The 23,223-nt window shown below is 63.7% G+C and carries 21 protein-coding genes; 7 read left to right on the top strand and 14 right to left on the bottom strand.

The window, feature by feature from the left end; genetic code table 11:
- Entirely contained in the window at nt 1-717 is a 717-nt protein-coding gene (locus tag ASD01_RS19980; protein ID WP_280138786.1) for a phosphoribosyltransferase, read from the bottom strand.
- A 156-nt stretch (nt 718-873) separates the two neighbouring features.
- On the opposite strand from ASD01_RS19980, the gene ASD01_RS19975 reads away from it, so the two are divergent.
- Entirely contained in the window at nt 874-2,049 is a 1,176-nt protein-coding gene (locus ASD01_RS19975) for a M20 aminoacylase family protein (RefSeq protein WP_060586142.1), read from the top strand.
- A gap of 136 nt (nt 2,050-2,185) precedes the next feature.
- Here the strand turns inward: ASD01_RS19975 and ASD01_RS19970 are convergent, their stop codons facing one another.
- The 7 genes from ASD01_RS19970 to ASD01_RS19940 all read right to left on the bottom strand — a co-directional run bounded on the left by ASD01_RS19970 (nt 2,186) and on the right by ASD01_RS19940 (nt 9,724).
- Complete coding sequence (locus tag ASD01_RS19970; RefSeq protein WP_060644309.1) at nt 2,186-3,943, bottom strand: adenine deaminase; 1,758 nt, start codon at nt 3,941-3,943, stop codon at nt 2,186-2,188.
- Nucleotides 3,944-3,969: 26 nt separating this feature from the next.
- Nucleotides 3,970-4,890, bottom strand: coding sequence for a nucleoside hydrolase (locus ASD01_RS19965; RefSeq protein WP_060586137.1), 921 nt, complete (start codon nt 4,888-4,890; stop codon nt 3,970-3,972).
- A 6-nt stretch (nt 4,891-4,896) separates the two neighbouring features.
- The gene (locus ASD01_RS19960) at nt 4,897-5,925 is read right to left on the bottom strand and encodes an ABC transporter ATP-binding protein (RefSeq protein ID WP_060644308.1); all 1,029 of its coding nucleotides are present in this window, start codon (nt 5,923-5,925) and stop codon (nt 4,897-4,899) included.
- The gene (locus ASD01_RS19955; RefSeq protein ID WP_060586135.1) at nt 5,918-6,697 is read right to left on the bottom strand and encodes an ABC transporter permease; all 780 of its coding nucleotides are present in this window, start codon (nt 6,695-6,697) and stop codon (nt 5,918-5,920) included. Before ASD01_RS19955 ends, ASD01_RS19960 begins: the two co-directional genes overlap by 8 nt.
- Nucleotides 6,694-7,521, bottom strand: a complete 828-nt coding sequence (locus ASD01_RS19950) for an ABC transporter permease (protein ID WP_060586133.1) — start codon at nt 7,519-7,521, stop codon at nt 6,694-6,696. The genes ASD01_RS19955 and ASD01_RS19950 overlap by 4 nt, the downstream gene beginning before the upstream one ends.
- Nucleotides 7,522-7,625: 104 nt before the next feature.
- On the bottom strand, nt 7,626-8,648 hold the full coding sequence (locus ASD01_RS19945) for an ABC transporter substrate-binding protein (RefSeq protein ID WP_060586131.1): 1,023 nt from the start codon (nt 8,646-8,648) through the stop codon (nt 7,626-7,628).
- Nucleotides 8,645-9,724 carry a LacI family DNA-binding transcriptional regulator gene (locus tag ASD01_RS19940; RefSeq protein ID WP_060521740.1) on the bottom strand — a complete coding sequence of 360 codons (1,080 nt, stop codon included), beginning with the start codon at nt 9,722-9,724 and terminating at the stop codon, nt 8,645-8,647. Before ASD01_RS19940 ends, ASD01_RS19945 begins: the two co-directional genes overlap by 4 nt.
- Before the next feature lie 434 nt (nt 9,725-10,158).
- On the opposite strand from ASD01_RS19940, the gene ASD01_RS19935 reads away from it, so the two are divergent.
- From ASD01_RS19935 to ASD01_RS19910, 6 genes are all read left to right on the top strand, one after another.
- Nucleotides 10,159-11,703: an ABC transporter substrate-binding protein gene (locus ASD01_RS19935; protein ID WP_060521741.1), complete on the top strand. Its 1,545-nt coding sequence runs from the start codon at nt 10,159-10,161 to the stop codon at nt 11,701-11,703.
- A gap of 219 nt (nt 11,704-11,922) precedes the next feature.
- The gene (locus ASD01_RS19930) at nt 11,923-12,888 is read left to right on the top strand and encodes an ABC transporter permease (RefSeq protein ID WP_090426463.1); all 966 of its coding nucleotides are present in this window, start codon (nt 11,923-11,925) and stop codon (nt 12,886-12,888) included.
- Nucleotides 12,885-13,736: an ABC transporter permease gene (locus ASD01_RS19925; RefSeq protein ID WP_060521747.1), complete on the top strand. Its 852-nt coding sequence runs from the start codon at nt 12,885-12,887 to the stop codon at nt 13,734-13,736. The genes ASD01_RS19930 and ASD01_RS19925 overlap by 4 nt, the downstream gene beginning before the upstream one ends.
- The gene (locus ASD01_RS19920; RefSeq protein WP_060530262.1) at nt 13,733-14,545 is read left to right on the top strand and encodes an ATP-binding cassette domain-containing protein; all 813 of its coding nucleotides are present in this window, start codon (nt 13,733-13,735) and stop codon (nt 14,543-14,545) included. The genes ASD01_RS19925 and ASD01_RS19920 overlap by 4 nt, the downstream gene beginning before the upstream one ends.
- Nucleotides 14,539-15,285: an ABC transporter ATP-binding protein gene (locus ASD01_RS19915; RefSeq protein ID WP_060644307.1), complete on the top strand. Its 747-nt coding sequence runs from the start codon at nt 14,539-14,541 to the stop codon at nt 15,283-15,285. The genes ASD01_RS19920 and ASD01_RS19915 overlap by 7 nt, the downstream gene beginning before the upstream one ends.
- A gap of 192 nt (nt 15,286-15,477) precedes the next feature.
- Entirely contained in the window at nt 15,478-16,185 is a 708-nt protein-coding gene (locus ASD01_RS19910) for an OmpW/AlkL family protein (RefSeq protein ID WP_060530260.1), read from the top strand.
- Between the two features lie 63 nt (nt 16,186-16,248).
- Here ASD01_RS19910 and ASD01_RS19905 read toward each other — a convergent pair whose 3' ends face one another.
- The 6 genes from ASD01_RS19905 to ASD01_RS19880 form a co-directional block, all read right to left on the bottom strand.
- The gene (locus ASD01_RS19905; protein ID WP_034799235.1) at nt 16,249-16,668 is read right to left on the bottom strand and encodes a CBS domain-containing protein; all 420 of its coding nucleotides are present in this window, start codon (nt 16,666-16,668) and stop codon (nt 16,249-16,251) included.
- Between the two features lie 83 nt (nt 16,669-16,751).
- On the bottom strand, nt 16,752-18,920 hold the full coding sequence (locus tag ASD01_RS19900; protein ID WP_060644416.1) for a hypothetical protein: 2,169 nt from the start codon (nt 18,918-18,920) through the stop codon (nt 16,752-16,754).
- Nucleotides 18,920-19,918 (bottom strand): glycosyltransferase family 2 protein, encoded by a 999-nt coding sequence (locus ASD01_RS19895; RefSeq protein ID WP_060644306.1) that lies wholly within the window; start codon nt 19,916-19,918, stop codon nt 18,920-18,922. Before ASD01_RS19895 ends, ASD01_RS19900 begins: the two co-directional genes overlap by 1 nt.
- A 77-nt stretch (nt 19,919-19,995) precedes the next feature.
- Nucleotides 19,996-20,358 carry a VanZ family protein gene (locus ASD01_RS19890; protein WP_034799228.1) on the bottom strand — a complete coding sequence of 121 codons (363 nt, stop codon included), beginning with the start codon at nt 20,356-20,358 and terminating at the stop codon, nt 19,996-19,998.
- 173 nt (nt 20,359-20,531) lie between these two features.
- Nucleotides 20,532-21,632: a glycosyltransferase family 4 protein gene (locus ASD01_RS19885; protein WP_244495283.1), complete on the bottom strand. Its 1,101-nt coding sequence runs from the start codon at nt 21,630-21,632 to the stop codon at nt 20,532-20,534.
- 344 nt (nt 21,633-21,976) lie between these two features.
- On the bottom strand, nt 21,977-23,221 hold the full coding sequence (locus ASD01_RS19880; RefSeq protein WP_060644305.1) for a glycosyltransferase family 4 protein: 1,245 nt from the start codon (nt 23,219-23,221) through the stop codon (nt 21,977-21,979).
- Nucleotides 23,222-23,223: the final 2 nt, after the last annotated feature.

Below are 23,223 nucleotides of genomic sequence, written 5' to 3'. Positions count from 1 at the left end.
TCAGGCGGCGCGCCAGCTGTCGTCTTCACCCCGCTGAAGCAAGGGCGTTTGAAACACTCCGACGACACGCTCCGGCCAATGCGGTGCACGGTCCGCAAGCGGCTGGTGCCAGCGCTCGGTCTGCAGCATGGCCGCGCCGATCGCGACCGGCTCGATGCCGCAGGCTTCCATCAGCGTCAGCCCGGCAAGGATCGACGTACCGCTGGAAATGACGTCATCGATCAGAGCCACGCGCTTACCCTCAAGCAACGGCAACATGCGCGGATCGACGTAGAGACGCTTCTTCTGGTCGGGCGTGGTGATCGAGGAGAGCGGCACGGAGAGATCGTCGACATACCAGAACTTCTTGGACGTTCCGAGTGGCACGTAGCGGCTATGGCCGAGCTTGCGGGCAACGGCAGACGCAAGCGTGAGGCCGAGCGTCGGCAGACCGGCGACGACTTCGGGCTCATAGGGTGCGAGCTTCGCCGCAAGTTCCGTTGCCAGTGCGTCCTCAACAGCAAAGCTCGCCTGATTGACGATCAGCGAGGCCAGCGCATGTTTGCCGTCGGCGAGTTGACGGATCGGCAGGAGAATCTGCCTGCCATCGCCGAGGGACGCCGGGAAGAAATCGCGATAACCCGCCTGAATATCGAAGCTTTTCGGCGGGTAGATTTCCTGCCAGAAGTCGTGGGGCTGCATCGGTCCGGTCCTCGTCTGCGCGCTTTCGCCCGAAATGAAAGGCGATCAAAAAGGCCGGCTTGCTGTTCTGGTTCCGGCCGTTTTCGTCTATACCGTTTGCGACTTCGATCAAACCGAAAGGGCGCTGCGGCTCAAGCAAAGCACGCGGAATTCACAAGCCCTTCGCGCAATGAAACATGGGAATGCCTGACGATGCGCCTGCCAGACGGAATAGCCGACGACCTCACCTTCCTCACCGACTTCCGTCGCGACCTGCATGCCCATCCGGAACTCGGCTTCGAGGAGGTACGCACCAGCGATCTCGTTGCCAAGTGGCTTGAGGAAGCGGGTCTAAAGGTCCACCGAGGCTTGGGAAAAACCGGCGTCGTCGGCACGCTGCAGGTCGGCAACGGCACACGCTCGATCGGCCTTCGCGCCGATATGGACGCGCTCGCCATGCCGGAGATCGCCGACCGTCCCTACAAATCCCGCGAGGCCGGCAAGATGCATGCCTGCGGCCATGATGGTCACACCACCATGTTGCTCGGCGCCGCCCGCCATCTGTCGAAGACCCGTAATTTCTCCGGCACGGTGCACTTCATCTTCCAGCCGGCCGAGGAAGGGCGTGGCGGTGCGAAACGTATGGTCGAAGACGGCCTCTTTGAGCTGTTCCCTTGCGACGCGGTTTACGGCCTGCACAACATGCCGGGCCTTGACCCGGACGAGATGGCCGTCGTCGCCGGTCCGCAGCTTGCCTCTTCGGATAGCTGGCGGCTCACCTTTCGCGGCGTCGGCACCCATGGCGCCAAGCCGCATCTCGGCCGCGATCCGGTGACGGCCGCCGGCACCTTCCTTGCCTCGCTGCAGTCGATCGTCGGCCGCGTCGTCGATCCCTTACAGCCAGCCGTCGTCAGCGCCTGCTCCGTGCGCGCCGGCGACCCGAAGGCGCTCAACGTCATCCCCGATACGGTGGAAATCGGCGGCACCGCCCGCGCCTATACGCCCGAAGTGCGCGATCAGCTCGAAACCGAGATCGGCCGGCTCGCGCGTGGTACCGCCGAGATGTATGGGATTTCCGTCGACTACGAATTCGAACGCCGCATTCCGCCCGTCGTCAACGACGCCGATGCCACTGCCCGGGCGTTGAGCGCCGCTCAGGCGGTGTTCGGCAAGAAGACCCGGACGTCATTTCCGCCGTCGACCGCCGGCGACGATTTCGCCTTCTTCGGGCTGGAAGCGCCCGGCTGTTACGTCTGGCTCGGCAACGGCCCCGCCGTCGACGGCGCGCTGCACCACAACACTGCCTATGATTTCAACGACGACGCGATCGGTCCGGGCGCCACCTTCTGGTCGACCCTCGTGGAACAGGAACTGGCACGCGCCGAGTAACGCTTTGATCGCGAAGAAGCAGGCGGGAGCGTGCGATCTCAAGGATTTAGAACCTGCGCTTGAAGGGCGAGGCAAGCTGTCATACGGAAATGACGTCGGACTTCAACGGCCGCTCTGCCTTAGCGGCCTTTGAATGTCAGGCTTCAAGGATCTCCAGGATCGGGCTTTCCATGACCTTGCCCGTCGCCACGTCGGCAATGCCGCGATCGGTCTGGTGCGGTCCGGCGTTGCAGGCGAGCGTCGCGCCGAAGCAGGCCTTGAAGACCAGGTAAGGCGGCTGCCAATCGACGATGCGGCCGACTGCTTCGCGGAGTGCTGCAAAGCTATCCGCCACCTCTTCCAGCGGCTCCTCGGAAACCAGCCCCGCGAGTGGCAGAGGCAGGAGTGCATTGACCTTGCCGCCGGACACAGCGGCCATGCCGCCACCGGCAGCAATCACCGCATTTGCAGCGACCGCCATATCCTGCGCATTGCCGCCGAAAACCGTGAGGTTGTGGCTGTCATGCGATACCGTGGTTGCAAAGGCGCCGCGCCAGGCGCCCCAACTCGACAGCAGACCCACAGCCGGTCGGCTATCGGCGCGCCCGTGACGATGCGCCACGGCGATCAGAGTCGTCCCCTCGGGCGGAACGACGAAGCCGCCCTCAACCGCGGCAACGGCATCGCCCCATTGGGTAAAACGCGGCCGGTCGATGGTCGCGACGCGGACCTTCGTGCCATCTGCTGGAATGCGGAAGTCGTTCTCCGACAGCGGCGCGATCTTCATCGTTCCGTGCAGGGTCTCGGCGGCAATGCCGCTGAGCGGCTCGATCATCCGTCCGGCGTCTGCAATCGTCTTGCCGTCGACGATGACCGTGCGCGCACGGAAATCAGCGAGATCTTCGAAGACCACGATGTCCGCCCGACGCCCTGGCGCCACAAGTCCAAGATCATGCCGGCCCAGGCGGACCGCGCCATTCAGCGTTGCCGCCCGAAGCGCCCATTCGGCGGGCAGGCCATAGCGCACCAGCCGGCGAACGACATCGTCGAGACCGCCGGCATGGGCAAGATCGTCCGGGAAAACGTCGTCGGTGCAGAGCGTTACCGTCTGAGGAAGATGGCCCAGAGCCTTGATCGTTTTGACGAATTCCGGCAGCAGGTGATCGTGCGAACCGCGCAGTTCGATCGAAAGCCCTGCCCTGAGTTTTGCCAGCAGATCGTCGCCGGAAACGAGTTCATGGTCGGAGCTGACGCCGGCGGTCACGAAGGCCTGGAGATCAGGCCCCGCAAGGCTGCGCGCATGGCCATTGACTGGCTTGCCGGCGGCAAGCCCCGCCTGAACGATCCCGGTGATGCGCGCCTCACCGTCGATGACGCCGCGCATGTTCATCATTTCGGCGATGCCGCCGATTTCCGGCCAGCTCAAAATGTCGGCGATCACATCAGCGTCGAAATCGGCACCGGCCAGCTCCAGGCCGGGTGCTGACGGCACGCTCGACGGTGCCAGCAGCACCGTGCGCAGCGGCAGATCGCGACTGGCGTTTGCGGCCCAGCGCACGCCGGCCACACCGTTGACATTACCAAACTCATGCGGATCCCAGACGACGGTCGTCACGCCACGCGGCAGCACCGCATTGGCATAGGTCGCCGGCGTCACCATCGAGCTTTCGACGTGCATATGGGTGTCGATCAGACCGGGCGAAACGTAAGCGCCCGTCGCATCGATCATGGTTGCCGCATCGGAGCGCGTGCCCGGTTCGTGGACACTTGCGATCAACGATCCAACAAGGCCGATATCAGCCGGGCGAAGCTCGCCCGTCACCACGTCGACGAGCGTACCGGCCGAAATCAGAACGTCGAACGGTTCAGCACCACGCGCTGCCGCCACTGCCCGGCTACGGAGCGCCGCATCCATCAAGTCCTGAGGCTGCTCTATGGAACTCACTTCTGCGCTTCCTTCATCAAAGCGCCCAGGATCTGAGCCCTGGTCGTCTCGACATGGGCATCGACGGCATATTCGGCATTGAAGATCGCATGGCTTTCGCGCGTTTCGACGACGGTGCGCCCCCGGGCCAGCGTCCCTCCGAGTTCGACATCGATGCGCGCCTTGCGAAACGAGATTGCGCCCGGATTGACGAAGGCAACGGCAGCGCAAGGGTCGTAGATCGCCATGCCCGGCCGGCCGCGACTGGTGCCGATCGAAATGAAGCCGGCAAGCAGATCGGCGATGAGGGCGGCATGGACGCCACCCGCCGAGCGGATCGGCGCGACGTCATCGGGGTAGGCAAAGACCTTGCGGCAGAGATCGAGATCGACCATGCGCAGCGGCAGGCCATGAGCGATCACGATCGCCAGCGCTTCCGGATCGGCGAAGGCGTTGAATTCGGCAGATGCCGTATGGTTGCCGCTGGTGACGCCGCCCCCCATCCAGGTGAGGTCGGTGATCCGGCTCGCCAAGTCCGGACGGGCAAGGCAAAGGGCAGCGAGATTGGTGAGCGGCCCGAGCGCCAGAATCCGCTTCGGCCCCTCCTGCTCCAGCCAGGCGCAAAGTGCCGCAAAGGCTTCGCTTACCGGCAAGGCGTCGGCCTCCGGCAGCGTCAATCCCGCTGTCGGCATGCCGGCTTCGCCAAGGATGCGTTCGGCAGTTTCGAGCTTGCCGAGCACCGGCAGGGCGCGCCCCTCATGGATGGGGAAAGCCCAGCCGAAAGCGCGCGCGGCGCCGGCAGCGTTGCGCTTCACCTGGTCAAGCGGCGTGTTACCGAAAACCAGCGAAACGCCGTCGATCTCTTCACCGGCATGAAGGACGACAAGCACTGCGGCAATGTCGTCGAACCCCATGTCCGTATCGATCCAGACACCCATCGGACCTTACCCGAACTTCTTGAGGCGTGCGGCCTTCTCGACCGGCAGGTCGAAGGCAATGGCAGAACCGGTTTCACGGGCTGCAAGTGCTGCATCCTGTTCCGCCTTGATGGCGCCGAGCGGCGTATCGAGCAGGTACTCGCGCGTGCTGCCGGAGAAAGAGGCTCCGCGCACGGTGCCTTGGAAAGGACCTGAACCAAGGGTCACCATGCGCGGACGCCACGCAAGCCCTGCCGTGTCAGGCGGCAGGGATCCGGAGAGATCGATCGGGCCGTTCTCGGCCTTCAGCTTGCCGCCCTCGACGGCAAAGATGTTTTCGAAACCGACGAAGTCGGCGACGAAGCGCGAGATCGGGCGGTTGTAGATATCCTCGGGCGTGCCGATCTGCTCGATCGCGCCGTTCAGCATGACGACGATGCGGTCCGCCAGCGACAGGGCCTCGCCCTGGTCGTGGGTGACGAAGATCATCGTGACGCCGGTTTCCTTCTGCACCCGCTGCAGTTCCGTGCGCATTTCGAGGCGCAGACGAGCGTCGAGGTTCGACAGCGGCTCGTCGAGCAGCAGCACCTTCGGCTCCATGACCATGGAACGCGCCAGCGCGACACGCTGCTGCTGGCCACCGGAGAGTTCGCCCGGCTTGCGGGCGGAAAACTTCGAAAGCCCGACCGACTTGAGACCGGCGGTCACCTTGCTCTCGATCTCGTTGGCCGGCAGCTTCTTCAGCCGCAGGCCGAAGGCGACGTTTTCGAACACAGTCAGGTGCGGAAACAGCGCATAGGACTGAAAGACCAGGCCGACCGAGCGCTTGTTGGCGGACACGCGGGTGATGTCGGCACCATCGAGCTTGATCGCGCCGGACGCGGGCGACAGCAGGCCGGCGATCGAGCGCATCGTCGTCGTCTTGCCGCAACCGGAGGGCCCAAGGAAGGCCACCAGTTCGCCCTTGCGGATCGAAAGGTCGAGGTCCTTCACCGCAACGGTATCGCCATAGGCGAGCGTCAGTTTTTCAAGGCTGAGGAAGGGGGCGTCAGACATAGCGAGAGAATCCCAGGAAGCGTTCGGCAAGGAAGACGATGCCGATGGACATGAAGGCGAGCAGCGCGGAGAGGGCGGCGACCGACGGATCGTAGGTGATCTCCATGTAGGAGAGCATGTCGATCGGCAGGGTGCGCACACCCGGACCGGAGAGGAAGAGCGATACCGGCACCTGGTTGAAGCTCGTGACGAAGCCGAGGATGAAGGCGGCGAGGATGCCGCTGCGGATGTTCGGCATCACCACGCGGAAGAAGGCGCCGGCGCGCGAGGAGCCGAGCAGCACAGCTGCCTCCTCGATATCGGAGCGCAGGTTGTTGAGGCTCGCCGAGACGACCCGGACCGCATAGGGCAGAACCAGCGCGGTGTGGGCGAGGAACAGCGTCAGCGTGATGTTGAGGCCAAAGGGCACGACGATGTAACGCAAGAGCGCCAGGCCGACGATGATACCGGGCACGATGATTGGCAGCGACACGATCGTGCGGATAGTTTCGCCAAAAGGCAGCTTGTAGCGCGAGAGGGCGTAGGAGGCGGGAACGCCGAGCACGAGAGCGGCCGCCGTTCCGCCGATCGCCAGCAGCATCGAGATCGCGAAACTTTCCTGGAAGCTCTCGACCGTGAACACCTTGGCGACCCACTTGAGCGAGAAGCCCTGTGGCGGGAAGGCCAGCGTCTCGCCGCCGGAGAGCGACGCGGCGACGATGATGAAGAACGGCCCGATCAGGAAGCCGATCACCAGGAAGAGGACGAGCGGAGTAAAGATACGAGGTGTCATCGCTTGTTCCTCGCGGTGGCAAGCCGTTTCAAAAGAAGATTGGCGGCAAAGCTCATGACGATCAGGATGAAGGCGATGACGCTGGCCGCGACGAAATCGTTGGCGACGGTGACGCGCTGATAGAGCAGCGTTTCGAGCATCAGCACCTTGGAGCCACCGAGGATCGCCGGTGTGATGTAGGCCGTGAGCGAGCCGGTGAAGACCAGCGTGCCGCCGATCACCAGGCCTTCCTTGGTCAGCGGCAGGATCACCTTGAAAAACACCTGGAACCAGTTGGCGCCGAGTACGCGGGCAGCCGGGATCGCATCCTTCGGCATGTTTTCAAGCGCGCTGATCAGCGACAGGATCATCAGCGGCAGGAAAAGCTGCAAGAGACCGATGAACACGGCGGTCTCGGTAAAGAGGAAGCGGATCGGCTCATCCGAGAGGCCGACAAGCTGGAGCGCCTGGTTGACGATGCCGGTGCGGCCGAGAATGACGATCCAGGCATAGGTGCGGGCAACCGACGAGATCATCAGCGGCAGCACGACAAGGCCGATCATCTGTCCCTTGTTGCGCGGCGTCAGATTGACGATCGCAAAGGCGGCGGCATAGCCGATGACCGCCGAAACGACGGTAACCATCAGGCCGAGCCGGAAGGTGCGCAGGAAGACGGTGCGGTTCAGCGGATCGGAAAAGAAGGTCGTATAGGCCGACAGCGACCAGCTGTCGGCGCTGCGAAAGCCTTCCGCCAGCAGGATCACCACCGGCGCCAGAAAGACGATCGCCGCAAAGACCGCTGCGGGCAGAGCGAGCGCCAGGGCTTCGGCGCGGTTCTGGAACATCCTTCTTCCTTTCAAGGCATTCCGGGGCGCGTCTCATCGCGCCCGTCGCATCAGGTCTCCACCGGCGATCACGATCCGCCGGTGGAGGTCGCAATGGCTTGGTCTTACTGGCCGACCTGGGCGTTCCACTCCGACAGCCACGCTTCGCGGTTGTCGAGGGCAACGGCCGACGGGATCAGCTTCAGATTCTTCACGGTCTCTTCGCCGTAGGTGAGGTTTTCGGCGATCTCAGGCGAAACCTTCACGTCCTTGTTGGCCGGGCTGTCGACCAGCTTTTCGGCAAGCGCGGTCTGAATTTCGGTCGAGAGCCAGAAGTCCATGAACTGAAGCGCCAGATCCTGGTTCTTGCTGCCCTTGGTCAGCACCATGACGTTCATGCCGCCGGTCTGGCCTTCCTTGGGCGTTGCCCACTTGATCGGCAGGCCGAGCTTGGTGAAACCTTCCCAGGAGAAGCGACCGATCGGAGCGGCCCAGATTTCTTCCTGCTGCATCAGCTGAACGAGCTGGGAGGACTTGACGTAGAAGGTGACGATATCGTCCTTCTTGGCGCCGACGGCGGCGATCGCTTCCTTGAGGTCAGGCGTGTTCTTGCCGATGGCTTCGCCGACCATGTAGAGCGCCGGCGGGCCTTGGTTGGTGGTGACGTTCGGGAAGGCGACGTGGCTGGCGTTCTTGTCGCTCAGGAGATCGGCCCAGGAGTTCACTTCCATCTTGTCCGAGCGATAGACGATCGAGGTGGCATAGAAGGTGTAGCCGACGCTCATGCCGTCGCCGTTCGGGTCCTTGGCGAGGTCGTAGAGCTTGTTGAAGTTCTGGAGCTTCGAGGTGTCGATCTTTTCGATGAGATCGGCGCGGGTGGCCGAAAGCGCGTCGGCCATCGAGACGACGGCCATGTCGACGACCGGGCTCGCCTTGTTGGCTTCCATCTTGGCGAGGCGCTCGACGCTGTTGCCGGTTTCGACGACGAGCTTGCAGCCGCACTTCTGTTCGAACGGGGTGTAGACCAGTTCCTTGAATGCGTCCTGGGCAAAGCCGTAGACGGAAATGGTGAGCGTCTTTTCCTGAGCGGATGCGACAGGGGCGGTAACGAGCAAGAGCGCGCTCGAGGCAAGCAAGAACTTCTTCATGGCTGGTGTCCTCCTTCGGTGACGGATGTAGCTGCGGTGGCAGTGGTAAGAACGGGTTGAGACGCGGGCGGTGCCGCGGCCGATTGCCGGACGACCAGATGCATCGGCACCTTGGAGGTCGCCGCCGTAACCGGTGCGCCGATCGCCGGATCGGACGGGTCGCGCTCGCTGATCGCCTTCACGAGCGCTGCGACGGCGATCGCCGCGATCTCGGTCATGTCCATGCGCGCGGTCGTCAGCGCCGGCGTGATGACCGGCGACCAGATCAGGTCGTCGAAACCGGTGACGCTCGCCTTTTCCGGCACGTTGATACCGGCGCGCTGCAGCTCGGTCAGCGCCCGCAGCGCATGGAGATCGGAGATGCAAGCAAAGGCCGTGTAGCCTTCCGCCACCTTGTCGGCGAGGCCGAGCGGACAGCCCTTGCCGGCCGCCTTTTCCAACGGCTCGATCCAGAGCGTATCGGTATGGGTGCCCTCGCCGAAGACCGAGCGAATACCGCCGGCGCGGTCGTTCTGCACGTTCGAGGCGGGATTGTTGCCGATGATCATCACGCGGCGGTGGCCGAGAGCCTTAAGGTGTTCGCCAATCTGCCGGCCGCCACCCCAATGGTCGGCGGCGACCGTGTTGCCCGGCGTCGAGGGCGTATCGATGACGGCGACCGGACAGCCGACATCGGCAATGCGCGTGCCGCGCCTGGGCACGATCACGAGGCCATCAACGTCGCGATCGATCAGGCGCTCGATCGCCTTGGTCTGGGTCGAGACGTCGCCGCGCGAGTCGGCGATCAGCACGCCATAGCCCGAGGACGAAGCCGCAAGCTCGATTGCCTGGGCGATCTGTGGGAAGAGCGGATTGGCGATATCGGGAAGCACGAGGCCGAGAACACCGGTGCGGCCGGTGCGCAGCGCCCTGCCCGCCTGGCTCGGCACATAGCCGAGCTCGGCAGCGGTCGCGCGGATCTTTTCCACCATCTCGGCGGAGACGCGCCCCTTGCCCGAGAGCGCGTTTGAAACCGTCGCCGCGGAGACGCCCAGCGTTCTGGCAATCCTCGTCAGTTTTGGTCCGGAACGCGCCAAGTCAGTGGTTTCCGCTATCGCGTGATTAAACGATTAATCAGCCGATATATCAGAATCTCCCGACTGTCGAATCCTTTTGTCGACTCGTTGCATTTTGCAATTTTCGAGGGAAAAGATTTGCGAACGACAATCGATTTCCGCTTGGCGCCTGGCGTTCACAATCAGCGGAAGGAGTTCACGTCAATTCCTCAAGCGCCAATGGGCCGATCAAGACCTGCCTGATATATCTCTATCCACATCGGGCGGTGAAAAGCGAAACACGCATCTGCCCAACCGCCGCAATCGCGGGTACAAATTTCAACTTCGCCTGACAAAAGAAATCAATTTTCCCACTAAATTACTAGGGAATAAGTATGATGCACGGCAATCGTCCGATGGCTAGAATTCGGGCGGCGGTGCGATCCGCACAACAGGCATAAGCAGGAGTTTGGGACATGACTGGCACTATCATCGGCTTTGGCAAGACCGCGGGACAAACCCGCCGGGCGCGCGGTGCAACCTTGGCAGCCACCACGCTGGCGCTGGCTCTTTCGTCGAGCACGGCCGTTTTTGCCGAGGACGCGAAGTTCGATCCCAACGCCTCGATCACCATCGGCTCGCTCTATGAGCCGCAGAACCTCGACAACACCGCCGGCGCCGGCCAGGGCATCAACGAAGCCTTCAACGGCAATGTCTATGAAGCGCTGTTCACGCTGACCGATGCCGGGGACGTTCAGCCGGGTCTCGTGGCCGAGCAGAGCGTCAGCGACGATGGCCTCACCTACACTTTCAAGCTTCGCCCCGGCGTCACCTTCCACTCCGGCGATCCGCTGACGGCGACAGACGTCAAGTACAGCATCGAACGCGTGACGGCAGAGCAATCCAAGAGCTCGCGCAAGAAGAGCCTTGCAACCATCAGCGCCATCGAGGCGCCCGATGACCAGACGGTGGTCGTCAAGCTGTCTGCCCGCTCGATTTCGCTGCCCTACAATCTGAGCTATGTCTGGATCGTCAACGATGCGGCCAAGGACCTGAACGCCAGCGAAGATGGCACCGGCCCCTACCGCCTCGACGAATGGCGCCGCGGCTCGTCGCTGGCCCTGATCCGCAACGACAAATACTGGGGCACTGCGCCGACCAATGGCGAAGTCGTCTTCCAGTACTTCACCGACGCGACCGCGCTCAACAATGCGCTCCTGACCGGCGCCGTCGACATCATCACCAGCGTCCAGAGCCCGGACTCGATCGCTCAGTTCAAGGACAATCCTGACTTCACCGTCACCGCCGGCCAGTCGACGACCAAGGAACTGCTCGCCTTCAACGACCGCGTCGCCCCCTTCGACAACGTCAAGGTCCGCAAAGCGATCGCCCGCGCCATCGACGACAAGAAGCTGCTGACGTCGATCTGGGGCGAATACGGCACGCTGATCGGCTCGTTCGTTCCGCCGACGGACCCCTGGTACGTGGACCTCACCGCCGTCGATGCCTATGACGTCGAGAGCGCCAAGGCGCTGCTGAAGGAAGCGGGCTTTGCCGATGGCTTCACCTTCAAGCTCGACACGCCGAACTACGACCCTCATCCGATCGTCGCCCAGTTCATCCAGAGCGAACTCGCCAAGGTCAACATCAAGGTCGAGATCAACGTGATCACCGCCAACGAGTGGTACACGAAGGTCTACAAGGCGCATGACTTCCAGGCGACTTTGCAGGAGCACGTCAATCACCGCGACATCGTCTTCTACGGCAATCCGGACTTCTACTGGGGCTACAACAATCCCAAAGTCGTCGACCTGATCAAAGCGTCGGAGGCAGCGGCCAACACCGACGAGCAGACCGCCAAGCTCAAGGAAGCCAACACGATCATCGCCGAGGATGCCGCCAGCAACTGGCTCTACCTCTACCCGCAGATCGTCGTCTCGAGCTCGGCCGTCACCGGTTATCCCGTGAACGGCCTGAACTCGCAGTTCTTCGCCTTCGGCATCAAGAAGAGCGAGCAGTAAGCGGCATCGCCATCCGGCGCGCATCCGCGCCGGATGCGTAAACGACAGCCCCTGGATCCGTTCCGGGGGCTGATTGCGTTTCGCGCCAATTCGTCCGAGCACCTCTCAGGCCTTCCACAGGCACTCCCAAAGAAGAGAGACGCTCTAGCCTCCCTCTTCTTTTTGGTGCAAAAGCCAGCTCTCTGATCACGGATCCCGTGAGAGGAAAGGAATGCAGCCATTCTCACCTATCTCGTCCGCCGCTTTGCCATTCTGCTTCTGTCGCTGCTGATCGCAGCGGTGGTGCTGTTCGTGCTGTTGCGCCTTTTGCCGGGCGACCCCGCCAATGCGCTTCTCTCCGTCGGCGCCGATGCCGTGCAGATCGAGAAGGCGCGCGAACAGGTCGGCTCGAACCTGCCGCTCTGGCAGCAGTTTCTGCGCTTTGCCGGCAGCCTCGCCCGCTTCGATCTCGGCACGTCCTTCGTCAGCGGCAAGCCGGTGATCGAGGAGATCGCCGCGCGGTTGACGGTCACCGTGCCGTTGGCGCTGATGGGTTTTGTGCTCGCTATCCTGATCGCCGTTCCGCTCGGCATCCTCTCAGCCGTCAAGGCCGATCGCTGGTATGGCGGACTGATCTCGACAGTTTCGCAGCTCGGCATCGCCATCCCCGTCTTCTGGGTCGGCATTCTGCTGGTCACGCTGTTCGCCGTCACCTTCCGGCTGTTCCCTTCGGGCGGCTTTCCCCGCCGCGGCTGGCAGAATGAGGGGCAGGTGCTCTATGCGCTCGCCCTGCCCGTCATGACGATCGGCCTCGTCATGGGCGCGTCACTGCTGCGCTATGTGCGCTCGGCGACGCAGGACGTTCTCGGTAGCGATTACTTGCGAACGGCGCGCGCCCTCGGCGCCAGCTTCCCCGAAGCGCTCATTCGCCACGGCATCCGCAATGGCGCCGTGCCGATCGTTTCCATCCTCGGCATCGAGCTTGCGACGACCTTGCTCGGCGCGGTCGTCGTCGAGCGCGTCTTCGCGCTGCCAGGCCTTGGCTCGATGCTGCTGCTTGCGATCGAGCAGCGCGACTATCCGAACGTTCAGGGCGTGCTGTTCATCTCCACCCTGCTGGTGCTGCTGATCGGCTTTGCCGCCGACCTCACCCAACGGCTGATCGATCCACGCCTGCGCGAACGGGCCGTCGGAGGCGACACATGACCTCGATCGGTACATCCGTTTCTGCGCCGAAACGCCGGCGCTCGCTGGCGCTTACCGTCGGCCTTGCGCTCGTCGGCCTCAACGTCGCCGTTGCGGTACTGACGCTCTTCTGGACGCCCTATGATCCATTGAACGCCTCGGGCGGACGGCTGGAAGCGCCGTCGCTTTTGCACTGGCTCGGCACTGACCGCTTGGGCCGCGACCTGCTTACCCAGTTGATGATCGGCGCCCGCACAGCGCTGCTGGTCGGCACGGGTGCGGTTGTGATCGGGGCTGCGATCGGCGTCAGCCTCGGCGTTCTCGCAGCCTTCGCCACGCGCCTTGCCGACGACGTGATGGCCGCGACGCTCGATATCCTGATCGCCTTTCCGACCCTGCTGCTTGCCATGCTGGTGGTGGCGGCAAGCGACAGCGCCAGTCTCTGGTCGGCGATCCTGGCGCTCGGGCTTGCCATCTCGGCGATCGTCGCGCGGCTGACCCGCATCCTTGCCAAGCGGGTGCTGCGGCAGGATTACATCGTCGCCTCGCGCACATCGGGAACCTCCTGGGCCGGAGTCGTCTTCCGCCATGTGCTTCCCAACATCTGGCCGACGCTCTCGGTCAACTTCGCCCTGCAGTTCGGCCTGGCCGTTATCGCCGAGGCGTCGCTCTCCTATCTCGGGCTCGGTGCGCCGCCGCCGAACGCCTCCTGGGGACGGCTGCTGCAGGAAGCGCAAGGGACCGTCTATACGGCGCCGATCGGCGCGATCGCGCCGGGCATCGCCCTCGTTGCACTCGTCATCGGCATGAACCTCCTAGCCGACGGCCTGCGCGATATCGCCGATCCGACACGGGGGAGATCGCGATGACGCCGCTTCTCGACATCAAGGGTCTCGACATCCGCGCCGGCGACAAGCCGCTGGTCTCTGACCTTTCCCTCTCAATCCGGCCCGGCGAACGCATCGGCCTGATCGGTGAGTCCGGTTCCGGCAAATCGATGACGGCAATGGCAGCGACCGGCCTGCTGCCGCCGTCGATCACTGTCGCCGGCTCGATCACGCTCGACGGGCAACAGGTGGTCGGCGCCACAGATCGGGTGATGAACCGGCTGCGCGGCGTGGCCGCAGCGGTCGTCTTCCAGGAGCCGCTGACCGCGCTCGATCCGCTGATGAAGATTGGCCGACAGATCGCCGAGCCCGTTCGCCGGCGTCTGGAACGGGACGGCGGCAAGGCAACGAAGGAGGCGGTCCAACGCGAAGTCCGCGACCTCATCGACAAGGTGGCGTTGCCGCAACCCGACCGCATCATCAATTCCTACCCGCACGAAGTGTCCGGCGGCCAGCGCCAGCGCGTCGCCATCGCCATGGCGCTCGCCTGCCGCCCGAAGCTCCTGATTGCCGACGAGCCGACGACCGCGCTCGACGTCACGACGCAGGCGGAGATCCTGAAGCTGCTGGACCAGCTGGTGCGCGAGACCGGCATGGCGCTTCTGTTCATCAGCCACGACCTGCCCGTGGTTGCCCAGGTGGTGGAGCGCGTCCTCGTGCTGAAGAACGGTATCGCTGTCGAGGAGGGACTGGTCGGCTCGGTCTTCGGCAAGCCGCAGCACGACTATACCAGGACGCTGGTCGAGGCCGCCCGTCTCTTCGACGAAGCGCTGGGAGCAACCGGATCATGATGCTCGATCTTCAAAACGTCAGCTTCGGCTATTCCCGCCAGCAGACCACCCTCGACAACGTCTCGATATCGGTGCGACCGGGAGTGAGCGTCGGTCTCGTCGGCGAATCCGGATCGGGCAAGACGACGCTGCTGCGACTGATGCTCGGGCTCATTCGCCCGACGAGCGGTAGCATTCGCTTCGGCGAGGAGATCCTCGACACCGCCAGCAGCGCCTTCATGCGGCGCTATCGTCGTGCCGTGCAGCCGGTTTTCCAGGACCCCTATTCCTCTCTCGACCCGCGCCAGCGAGTGATCGACATTATCGGCGAGCCGCTGCGGTCGCTGCGGATCCCGGGTGACCGGACGCAGGCGGTCACCGCGGCGCTCGAAGCGGTCGGGCTTCCTGCCGATGCACTCCACCGCTACCCGCACGAGTTTTCCGGCGGCCAGCGCCAGCGCATTGCCATTGCCCGCGCCATCGTCGCGCGACCGCAGATCGTACTCGCCGACGAGGCGGTCAGCGCGCTCGACCTTTCCACCCGCATCCGCATCGTCGAGCTGTTCAAGACACTCGCCGAGAAGCTGACGCTGGTTTTCGTCTCGCACGATCTCGGCGTCGTCGCGGCCCTCTGCGAGGAGATGGTCATTCTGGAGCGCGGCAAGGTGGTCGAGAGCGGCAAGACCCGCGACATTTTGGCCGCCCCGAAGCACCCATACACACAGCGTCTTCTTGCCAGCATTCCGCGCATGCCCGCCTGACAGGGGATTGGCGCGGATATCGCATCTTCAGCCGAATCCACCTTTATCCCCAAGGGCTTGGTGATTCGCGCGCGCATTGATCCAAGACAACCGCTGAGACGCCCTGTTGAGCATAGTGCCGTCGGCCGCAGAATCCCTGCCGCCAACGCCCTGACCGGCGATGTTCAACTTCTTCTGGGGGTCCGGAAAATCATGCCTACTCGCGCCATTCTGCCATCTGCCGTCCTTTTCGCCGCGCTTGCGGCGCCGCTCGCGCTCGCGACGGCGGCAGATCTCTCCGAGCCGGGCGCGGTCGCGGCACCAGAAATGCCTCTCGCAAGCGAGCCAGGCCCGTGGATGATCCGCGGCCGCGCACTGGCTGTCCTGCCTGACGACAAGGGCACGCTCTATCTCAACGGCAGCGCGCTCGACGGCGAAAAGGTCGGCGTCAGCAATTCCGTGGTGCCGGAACTCGACATCACCTATTTCTTCACCGACAACATCGCCGCCGAACTGATCCTCGGCACGACGCCACACACGGCACGCGGCAGCGGCTCGATCGCCGGCCTCGGCGAGATCGGCAAGGCCTGGCTGCTGCCACCGACGCTCACGCTACAGTACCACTTCAACGTCACCGACGAGATCAAGCCCTATGTCGGCGCAGGCGTGAACTACACGATGTTCTACAACGAGAAGCCCCGCGGCGATTTCTCCAGCTTCAACCTGAAGAACACCTTTGGCGTGGCGCTGCAGGCGGGCGTCGACATCAAGCTCGACGACCACTGGGGCCTGAACTTCGACGTGAAGAAGCTGTTCCTGGAACCGGAGGTCAACGCCACCCTGCCCGGCGCCGGTGCTGTCAGCGGCAAGGTCAAGCTCGATCCGTGGCTGATCGGCACCGGTATCAGCTACCGGTTCTGATCGCCCCAAACGAAACGGCTTGCGGCGCCCTCTTAAAGGCGCCGCACCCTGTAGAGCCCGACCTTAGACGTGGTGGGCCGTGACGGCTCTGGCGAGTTCGCCCGACAATTGCTGGCTGCCCGCATGGGAGACGTCCCCCAGCGACAGCATACCGACCATGCGCTTGTCCTGGTCGATCACCGGCAGACGCCGCACCTGCTTGGCCTCCATCAGATGAACGGCATGTTCGATCGTCTCGTCCGTGCGGCAATAGACGATATCCCTCGTCATCACGTCCCGCGCCGTCATCGACGCCGGGTCCCGCCCGTTGGCAAAGGCGCGCAAGGCAATGTCGCGGTCCGTGACCATGCCGATCAGGCGGTCGTTTTCGCCGACCGGCAGCGCACCGATGTCCTCGTCGCGCATGATACGCGCGATTGTCTTCAGATCGGTTTCGGGAGAGATCCAGCGAGCGCCGGGATGCATGGCTTCCGATATTCTCATCTCAACCTCCTGTACGTGAAAGGGGCGGAGCATAGACTGACATCGTGGCCATTCATTGATCCAGCGATGTGCCGCGCCACTCCTTACCGCAATTCGAGGAGGAAATAGGTGGTTGGGCCGAAGGGCCCATTGTTGGAGAGCCGGAAGGCGACGTCGCCCGTGCCTTGCGCTACCGGCGCATGCACCTTGCCGCCGTCGAGGCCCACGGGCGAAACGCTCCAGTTCTTTGCGGTTCGCGCCAACGTTAGATCGACATAGCCTTCACGCAGCCGAACCGGCAGCCGCCCAAAGTCCTCGATCACCTTCTCCTCGGTGTCGCGAAACGCCATGCCGGTGTTTTGTGCATCCGTCGCAAAGATCAGCAGTAGGCGCCGGCCCCTTGCGAGCCCTCCATCCGCATCGAGCGTCGAGAGCGCAACGAGCCCATTGCCATCGGCCCGCTCGACCCTGAGCAGGCCGAGATCGATCGGCTCTCGCAGCGTCGAGAAGGCGGCTGCCTCCGTTTTGTCGGTGACGACGCGCAATTGTCCGGCAAAGCGGTTCAACAGGATCTCGCCGGTGCTGCTCTGGTAAATGCCGGTATCGATGCTGGTACCGTTTTCATCAGAAAGCGCGCCGCTTTGGCGCAGGCTGCCGAGTATCCCTTCGCTGTCTTGCTGGCGCGGTTGCTTCACCGCAGGCACATCGCCGAGCCGGTTCACGTCTTCAAGACCGATCCGCCCGACCAACGCCAGGTCCGTCAGGCGTTCCGGTTCGCGGGCCTGCATGTCGTCGGAAAGATCCTCCTCACCACGTACCGCAAACGGGACGGTGACGGCTGAGGTCGCCACGTCGCCGCGCCGGTAGAGAAGCGCCGACAGCGTCTCGCCGGCGCGCGCGACGGGATCGAGCGCGATGGCATAAGGCAGCATCGCCTTCTTGTGCGGGAACGGCTCGCCATAGGAAAGAACGATCGGGCCATGGCCATGTCGGCAAAGCGCGTCCCAGCCTTGCAGCGCCGCATAGGCCGGCATCGCCAGCCCGGCCTCGTAGCGGTAGCGGTTCCAGAACAGATGATCGTATTCGCTGACGAGGAACGGCCGGTCGAGCCAGCGCGTTGCCGCGATCATGCGGATATAATTAACACCGTCGGCGATGGAGCTGACCTGCGTCGTCTTGCTTCCCGGGGCGTAGCCGCTGACCCAGTCGTGATATGTATTCATGGTCACGGCTTCGAGGCCGCGGCGGCTGAGCGACGCCTGCACCGTCGGCCAGTTGTTGTAGTTGCTGATCAAGCCGCGGTAGCCGAGCCTGCGGAGCACCTCGCTCATGCGCGCGGTCGTGGCCTCTTCCGTCTCGGTGAAGAAGGCCTGCAGGTCGCGCAGCCGCGGAGCAGGGACGTAGCGGTCCGCCGGCAGCGCCACGGATCTCGCCTCGATCGTCTCGTCCGGGCGTAGGTCAGGCCACGCCCTGGCCAGCGTCTCGGTCGATCCGTAGCGTTTGGCAAGCCACACGTTGAACGGCTTGGCAAGCTGCGGATCATAGGGCGGCTTGCCCGGCCGATCGTGCACGACGGTGTCGAACTCCATGCCGTTCTCGTTGGCGAGAATGACGACTGCGAGCGCATCGTCGCGGATCGGTGCCACGCCCGTATAGGGGTTCACGCGCCCGAGGATCGTCTCCTGCATGCGCTTCCAGTGATCGAACGCCCGCTCGTCGATAAACAGCTCGAGCTTGAGGTTTCCGCCATCGTCCCAGCGATCGTCAAAACCGCCATAAACGCCGCGCAGCGACGACAGGCCATCCATCATCCAGTAGATGCCGTTCTTCTTCAGCGCCGCCAGCAGGTAGTGGACACGGTCGAGCGTCTCGGGGTCGAAATCGAAGTCGCGGTCCCGGCCGAACATCAGGCTGCCATCAACGAAATGCAGCCGGGCGAGATTGTAGCCGCGCATCGCCAGCTGCCGGGCGTAGCGGTCAGCCGTTTCGTGATCTGGAAACCCGCCGGAGGCTGGGCTCCAGGCAAGCGATGCGCAGAGCATGCGCTCCGGCTTGTCCGGCGACTTCGCGAAGGCAAGCCGCCCGCCGGCACCGGCGACCAGGCGGTGATCCGCATCGATCGTGCCGTTCGGCAGGAAAGACGAAAAATCGAGAGGGCTGCCAGCCTCGAACTCGAGGGAAATTTCCCGCACGGCAAGCCACTGGTCCGATGCCTGCGCCGGCGAGCAGACAGCAGCAAGCGCTGCCGCGGCTACCAGCAATGGCCGCCGCATCATGCCGGGGCCCCGAGCAGCTTGCTTTCGATCGGCGCGTCAGGCTTTCGGCGCGCCCGGAAGAAGCCGACCGGCAGCGCCGCTGCATGGAAGAACCAGGCGACGACGGTATAAAGCCCCATGCTGAAACCGCCTTTGCGCAGGCTCATCAGCCCGACCACGCCGGCAAGGATCGCAAGAACGATGCCGAGCGCAAGGAGTTTATCGGGCACGAACAGCAGGATCGCAAGCGACGCCGCCCACCAGAGATAGACCAGCGCCCAAAGCTTGAGCTCCGGCAGCTCTCTGACGAGCTGGAGGAAATAGGGCTGGCCGAGCGAGGCGCGCAGCAGTTCTCCGATGCCGAACAGATACTTGCTCTTCCAGCGGCGCACGAGCAGGCGATAGGAATTGTCGGTGTGGCCGAAATGCTGGACGAAGCGTCGGTCGAGGCGATGCAGCTTAAAGCCGGCACTTCTGAGCCGGATGCCGAGGTCGAACTCCTCATAGCCGTGCAGATTACGGTCCGACAGGTAACCGACCGCCTCGATCGCCGCCCGGCGATAGAGGCCGCCGCCATTCATGCGGTCGATCGCGCCGATCCGGTTTTCTGGGGAATTGCGTGTGACCCGGCGGGAAAATTCAAGGTTTGAGGTCAGCATCTCCTGGACATGGCCGGTAACACCAGCCACATCGGGGTCGTCGGCGAGGAACGCTTCCGCCACTTCGAGGAAATCGTCGTCCAGCAACATGTCGCCATCGAGCAGGCAGATATGCGCGTGGCGCGAGTATTGGAAGCCGAGTTGCGGGCCGATGCCGCAGCTCGGAAGTGCCGGCGGGCTGATCTGTGCAATCACGACCGGATAGCGCGAGGCGATCTCCACCGTCCTGTCCCTGGAGCCGCTGTCGGCGACGATGACCTCGCCGCCAACGGTTTCGAGCGCCTTCAGCGCGCTTTCAATGGTCGCGGCGATGCGCTTTTCTTCGTTCAGCGTCTTGATGATGACGGATACTGCCACGCGATCCCCCAGTCTCGACGGAGCGCAGGCCTGCTCCGGTTGCCGCCGATCTTATCGGCGATATTTTGCGTTTTGGTTTACCGCCCCAGCAGTCGCAGCAGCGGCAAGCGAAAGCGATGAAGGAACCAGCCGCCAAAGACGCCGCAGGCGCCGCCAAGAAGCTTGACCATCACATCCGTTACGCGTGCGTGGCGATCGGCCGAAACCATCTGAAGCAGCTCGAAGCCGATGGCCGTCGCAAAGACCAGAACCAGCACGAGCCCCAGCCGCCTCGGATAGGCGATCGCGAACAGCAGGCCCAGCAGGCCGAAGGCACCGAACCGTTCGAGATGGACCAGGTGCCCGATGCGGGGCCGCAGGTCGAGCGGCGACATCGTCGAATAGGCGATCACGGCAAAGAGGATCCATGCGAAGAGGCTGGCGGCGCGTTTGATAGTCATTGTCGGCTTGTCTTCCAGGAGGCGTGCGAGGCACGGCAATCATCGAACGATCGGCGACGGCGCCTGCGCGTTCATCGCGTTGCGGGGGCGCGGCCGCATTTTTGAGGAGAGCGGTGCGTGGTGAACGCACGGGGCAAGCTCCGGCCGGCGACACGGCGGACGCGAACGTCCGGCTATTTCGCCAGCAACGCGCTATACACCGCCGCGGTCCTTTGTGCCACATTTGTCCAGCTATAGGCGGCTTCCGCGTGCGCCGCACGCTCGCGCACCTCCTCGTCGCTGAGCGGGGCTGCGAGTTTTTCCACGATACCGGACGCCAACGCGTCGATGTCGCCCAACGGGAAATACTCGTCGGGCGCCAGTTCCATCTCCTGATTGGCGACGATATCGCTTGCGAGGACCGGCAGCCCGTAGGCCATCGCCTCAAGCAGCGCAATGGGCATGCCTTCGTGGCTGGACGGCAGAACAAAAAGGGCGGCATTGTCGAAGAGTTCCGCCAGCCTGTCGCCTGTCTGAAAGCCGGTGAGCACGACGCCCGGCACGTCGCGCGCAAGCGCCCTCACCTCCTTGACGTAGGGCGTTTCGAATTCAGCGCCGCCGGCAATAACGAGCTTCATATCGGCCAAGTCGCACCTGGCAAAAGCGCGGATGAGATCAAGCTGTCGCTTTTCCGGAACCAGCCGGGCAGCGAGCAGGATATAGCGCCGCCGTTCCAGGCCGAACTCCGCGAGAATGCCGGCCTCGCCGGTCGGCGGAGTGACCTGGACGCCGTTCGGGACCAGCGTCATGGAGACATGGTGCCGGGCATGCATCGTCTCGGCGATGTCCTTCGAGATCGCCACGCGTCCGTTCGAGAACCGCATGCCGAGGCGCTCTCCGAGCTTCAGCGTGCGCCTGGCGAAACCGCCCCATTTCTGCCGGTCATAGTCGTAGCCATGGTGGGTCACCACGACCTTGAGCCCAAGCATGCGCGCAAGCGGCGTCATCAGCGCGGGGCCGATGGCATGAATGTGCAGGACATCCGGGCGCCGCCAGGCGGCGAGCCAGACACCGAGGAAGGTATGTACAATGGCTTCCAACGCCATCCGGCGCGGTGCCCAGAGAGGGACGACGTCGACGCCGTTCCAGGCGTAGGCGTTGCGATCCTCCAGATAGCGACGACGTCCGACCACCTCGACGTCCCAGCCGTATCCGAGCAGCTTGCTCGCCAGCATTTCGACGTGTTTCTCGACGCCGCCCTGAACGTTGGGGATGCCGCGCAAGCCCAGCATCATCACGCGCTTGCGCTCGCCGCGCGCGGCCAGCGCGCCGCTCTGAACGGGGTGGCCATGCTGCCGGCCTGCGAGCGCGGCGCTATGCCGAGGCAACCGGCCGGCTCCGTCCGACAGTCCGGTCTGCACCATCTCCTGCGCAATCACCGGCTGTTGCTGGCGATGACTTCGCGAAACATCAGGCTTTCTGCTCATGTGTCGCCTCGAAGGTTGCCCGTTCCGTTTACTAGGGCGATATACTTAATCATCGCCAAGATATTTCATTCACCCCTTATATAAATGACCGAAAACCATAGGGCGAGCCCAGGTTACTACAAATTGTATCGTAACGTTAATGCCGGACGAGATCAGACCGCTCCCAGCCTGGAGTAGAGGTCGATCGTTCTTTCACGATAGGCGGCGGCGGAGAACTCGCTGGCGATCCAGCGTCGGCCCGAAGCACCCATCGCAGCGCGTTCGGCAGCTGGCTGACCGGCCATCGTCGAGAGCACGCGGGCGAGATCATCGGCGTCGCCCGAAATCGCGGTCATGCCCGTCTCGCCTTCGCGGATCATTTCAGGAATGCCGCCGATCGAGGCGCCGATTACCGGTCGCCCCAAAGCATAGGCTTCAAGCACGCTGATCGGCGCGTTCTCGTACCATTCGGAAGGCAGAACCAGCGCCCGGGATTCTCCGATCAGACGATGCAGGGACTGGCCTGAGAGATAGCCGGCAAAGGTCACGTCGGCGCCGGTTTGCGCAACCAACTGGCGCAGCATCGCTTCCTCGGGGCCGGTTCCGGCGATCACCAGCCGTTGGCCCGATGTGGCCGCCGCACGGATCAGCGTCGCCAACCCCTTCTCCGGGGCCAGGCGTCCGGCAAAGACGAAATAGTCGCCCTCGACCCAGTCGGCCGAATAGACGTCGACATCGACGAAGTTCGGGATATGGACCATCTGTTCGCGCGGCCAGCCCCACTCGACCAGCTTCTCGACATAGAATTTGCTCGGCACGACGATGCGGTCCACCTTGTTGCGGTAGAGACCGAGCGCACGGTGGACCATGGTTTCAGCGAGCACGACCGCGCTCAGCGTCGTCTCCCCCTTGATGCAGCGATGACGAAAGACGTTGTAAATATGCCCGCCGCGACAGTCCTCGCAGACGGCACCGTCACGCAGCATCTTGTAGGAGGGACATGCGAGCTTCAGATCATGGGCGGTCATGACGACCGGAATGCCGGCCGCCTTCAGCGTCGAGAAGATCGCGGGCGAAAGATGATGGTAGACGTTGTGCGCATGGGCGACGGAGGGCCGAGCGCGCTCGATCAGCCGGCTGACGTTCTTCTGCGCTTCGCGCGAGTAGATGACGCTCGCCGCCTGTACCACCTTGCGCAGGAGGTTGGTACGCCGACCATACTCGATCTCGGAGACGAAATACTCGGACCATGGCGAGGCTTCGTTATCCTCGTGCTGCATGGCGAAGGGCACCACGTCCCAGCCGATGTCCGAGAACATCTTCATGTGGTCGAAAAAGACCGCCTCCGCGCCGCCACGGCGATAGAAGTAATTGTTGATGGCGAGCAGCCTGTTGCCGCCGTTTCCCTGCCGCGACATGC

The organism is Ensifer sp. Root423 (genome assembly GCF_001426275.1).
Classification (GTDB): Bacteria; Pseudomonadota; Alphaproteobacteria; order Rhizobiales; family Rhizobiaceae; genus Ensifer; species Ensifer adhaerens.
This window is presented reverse-complemented; position numbering and strand designations above follow the sequence as displayed.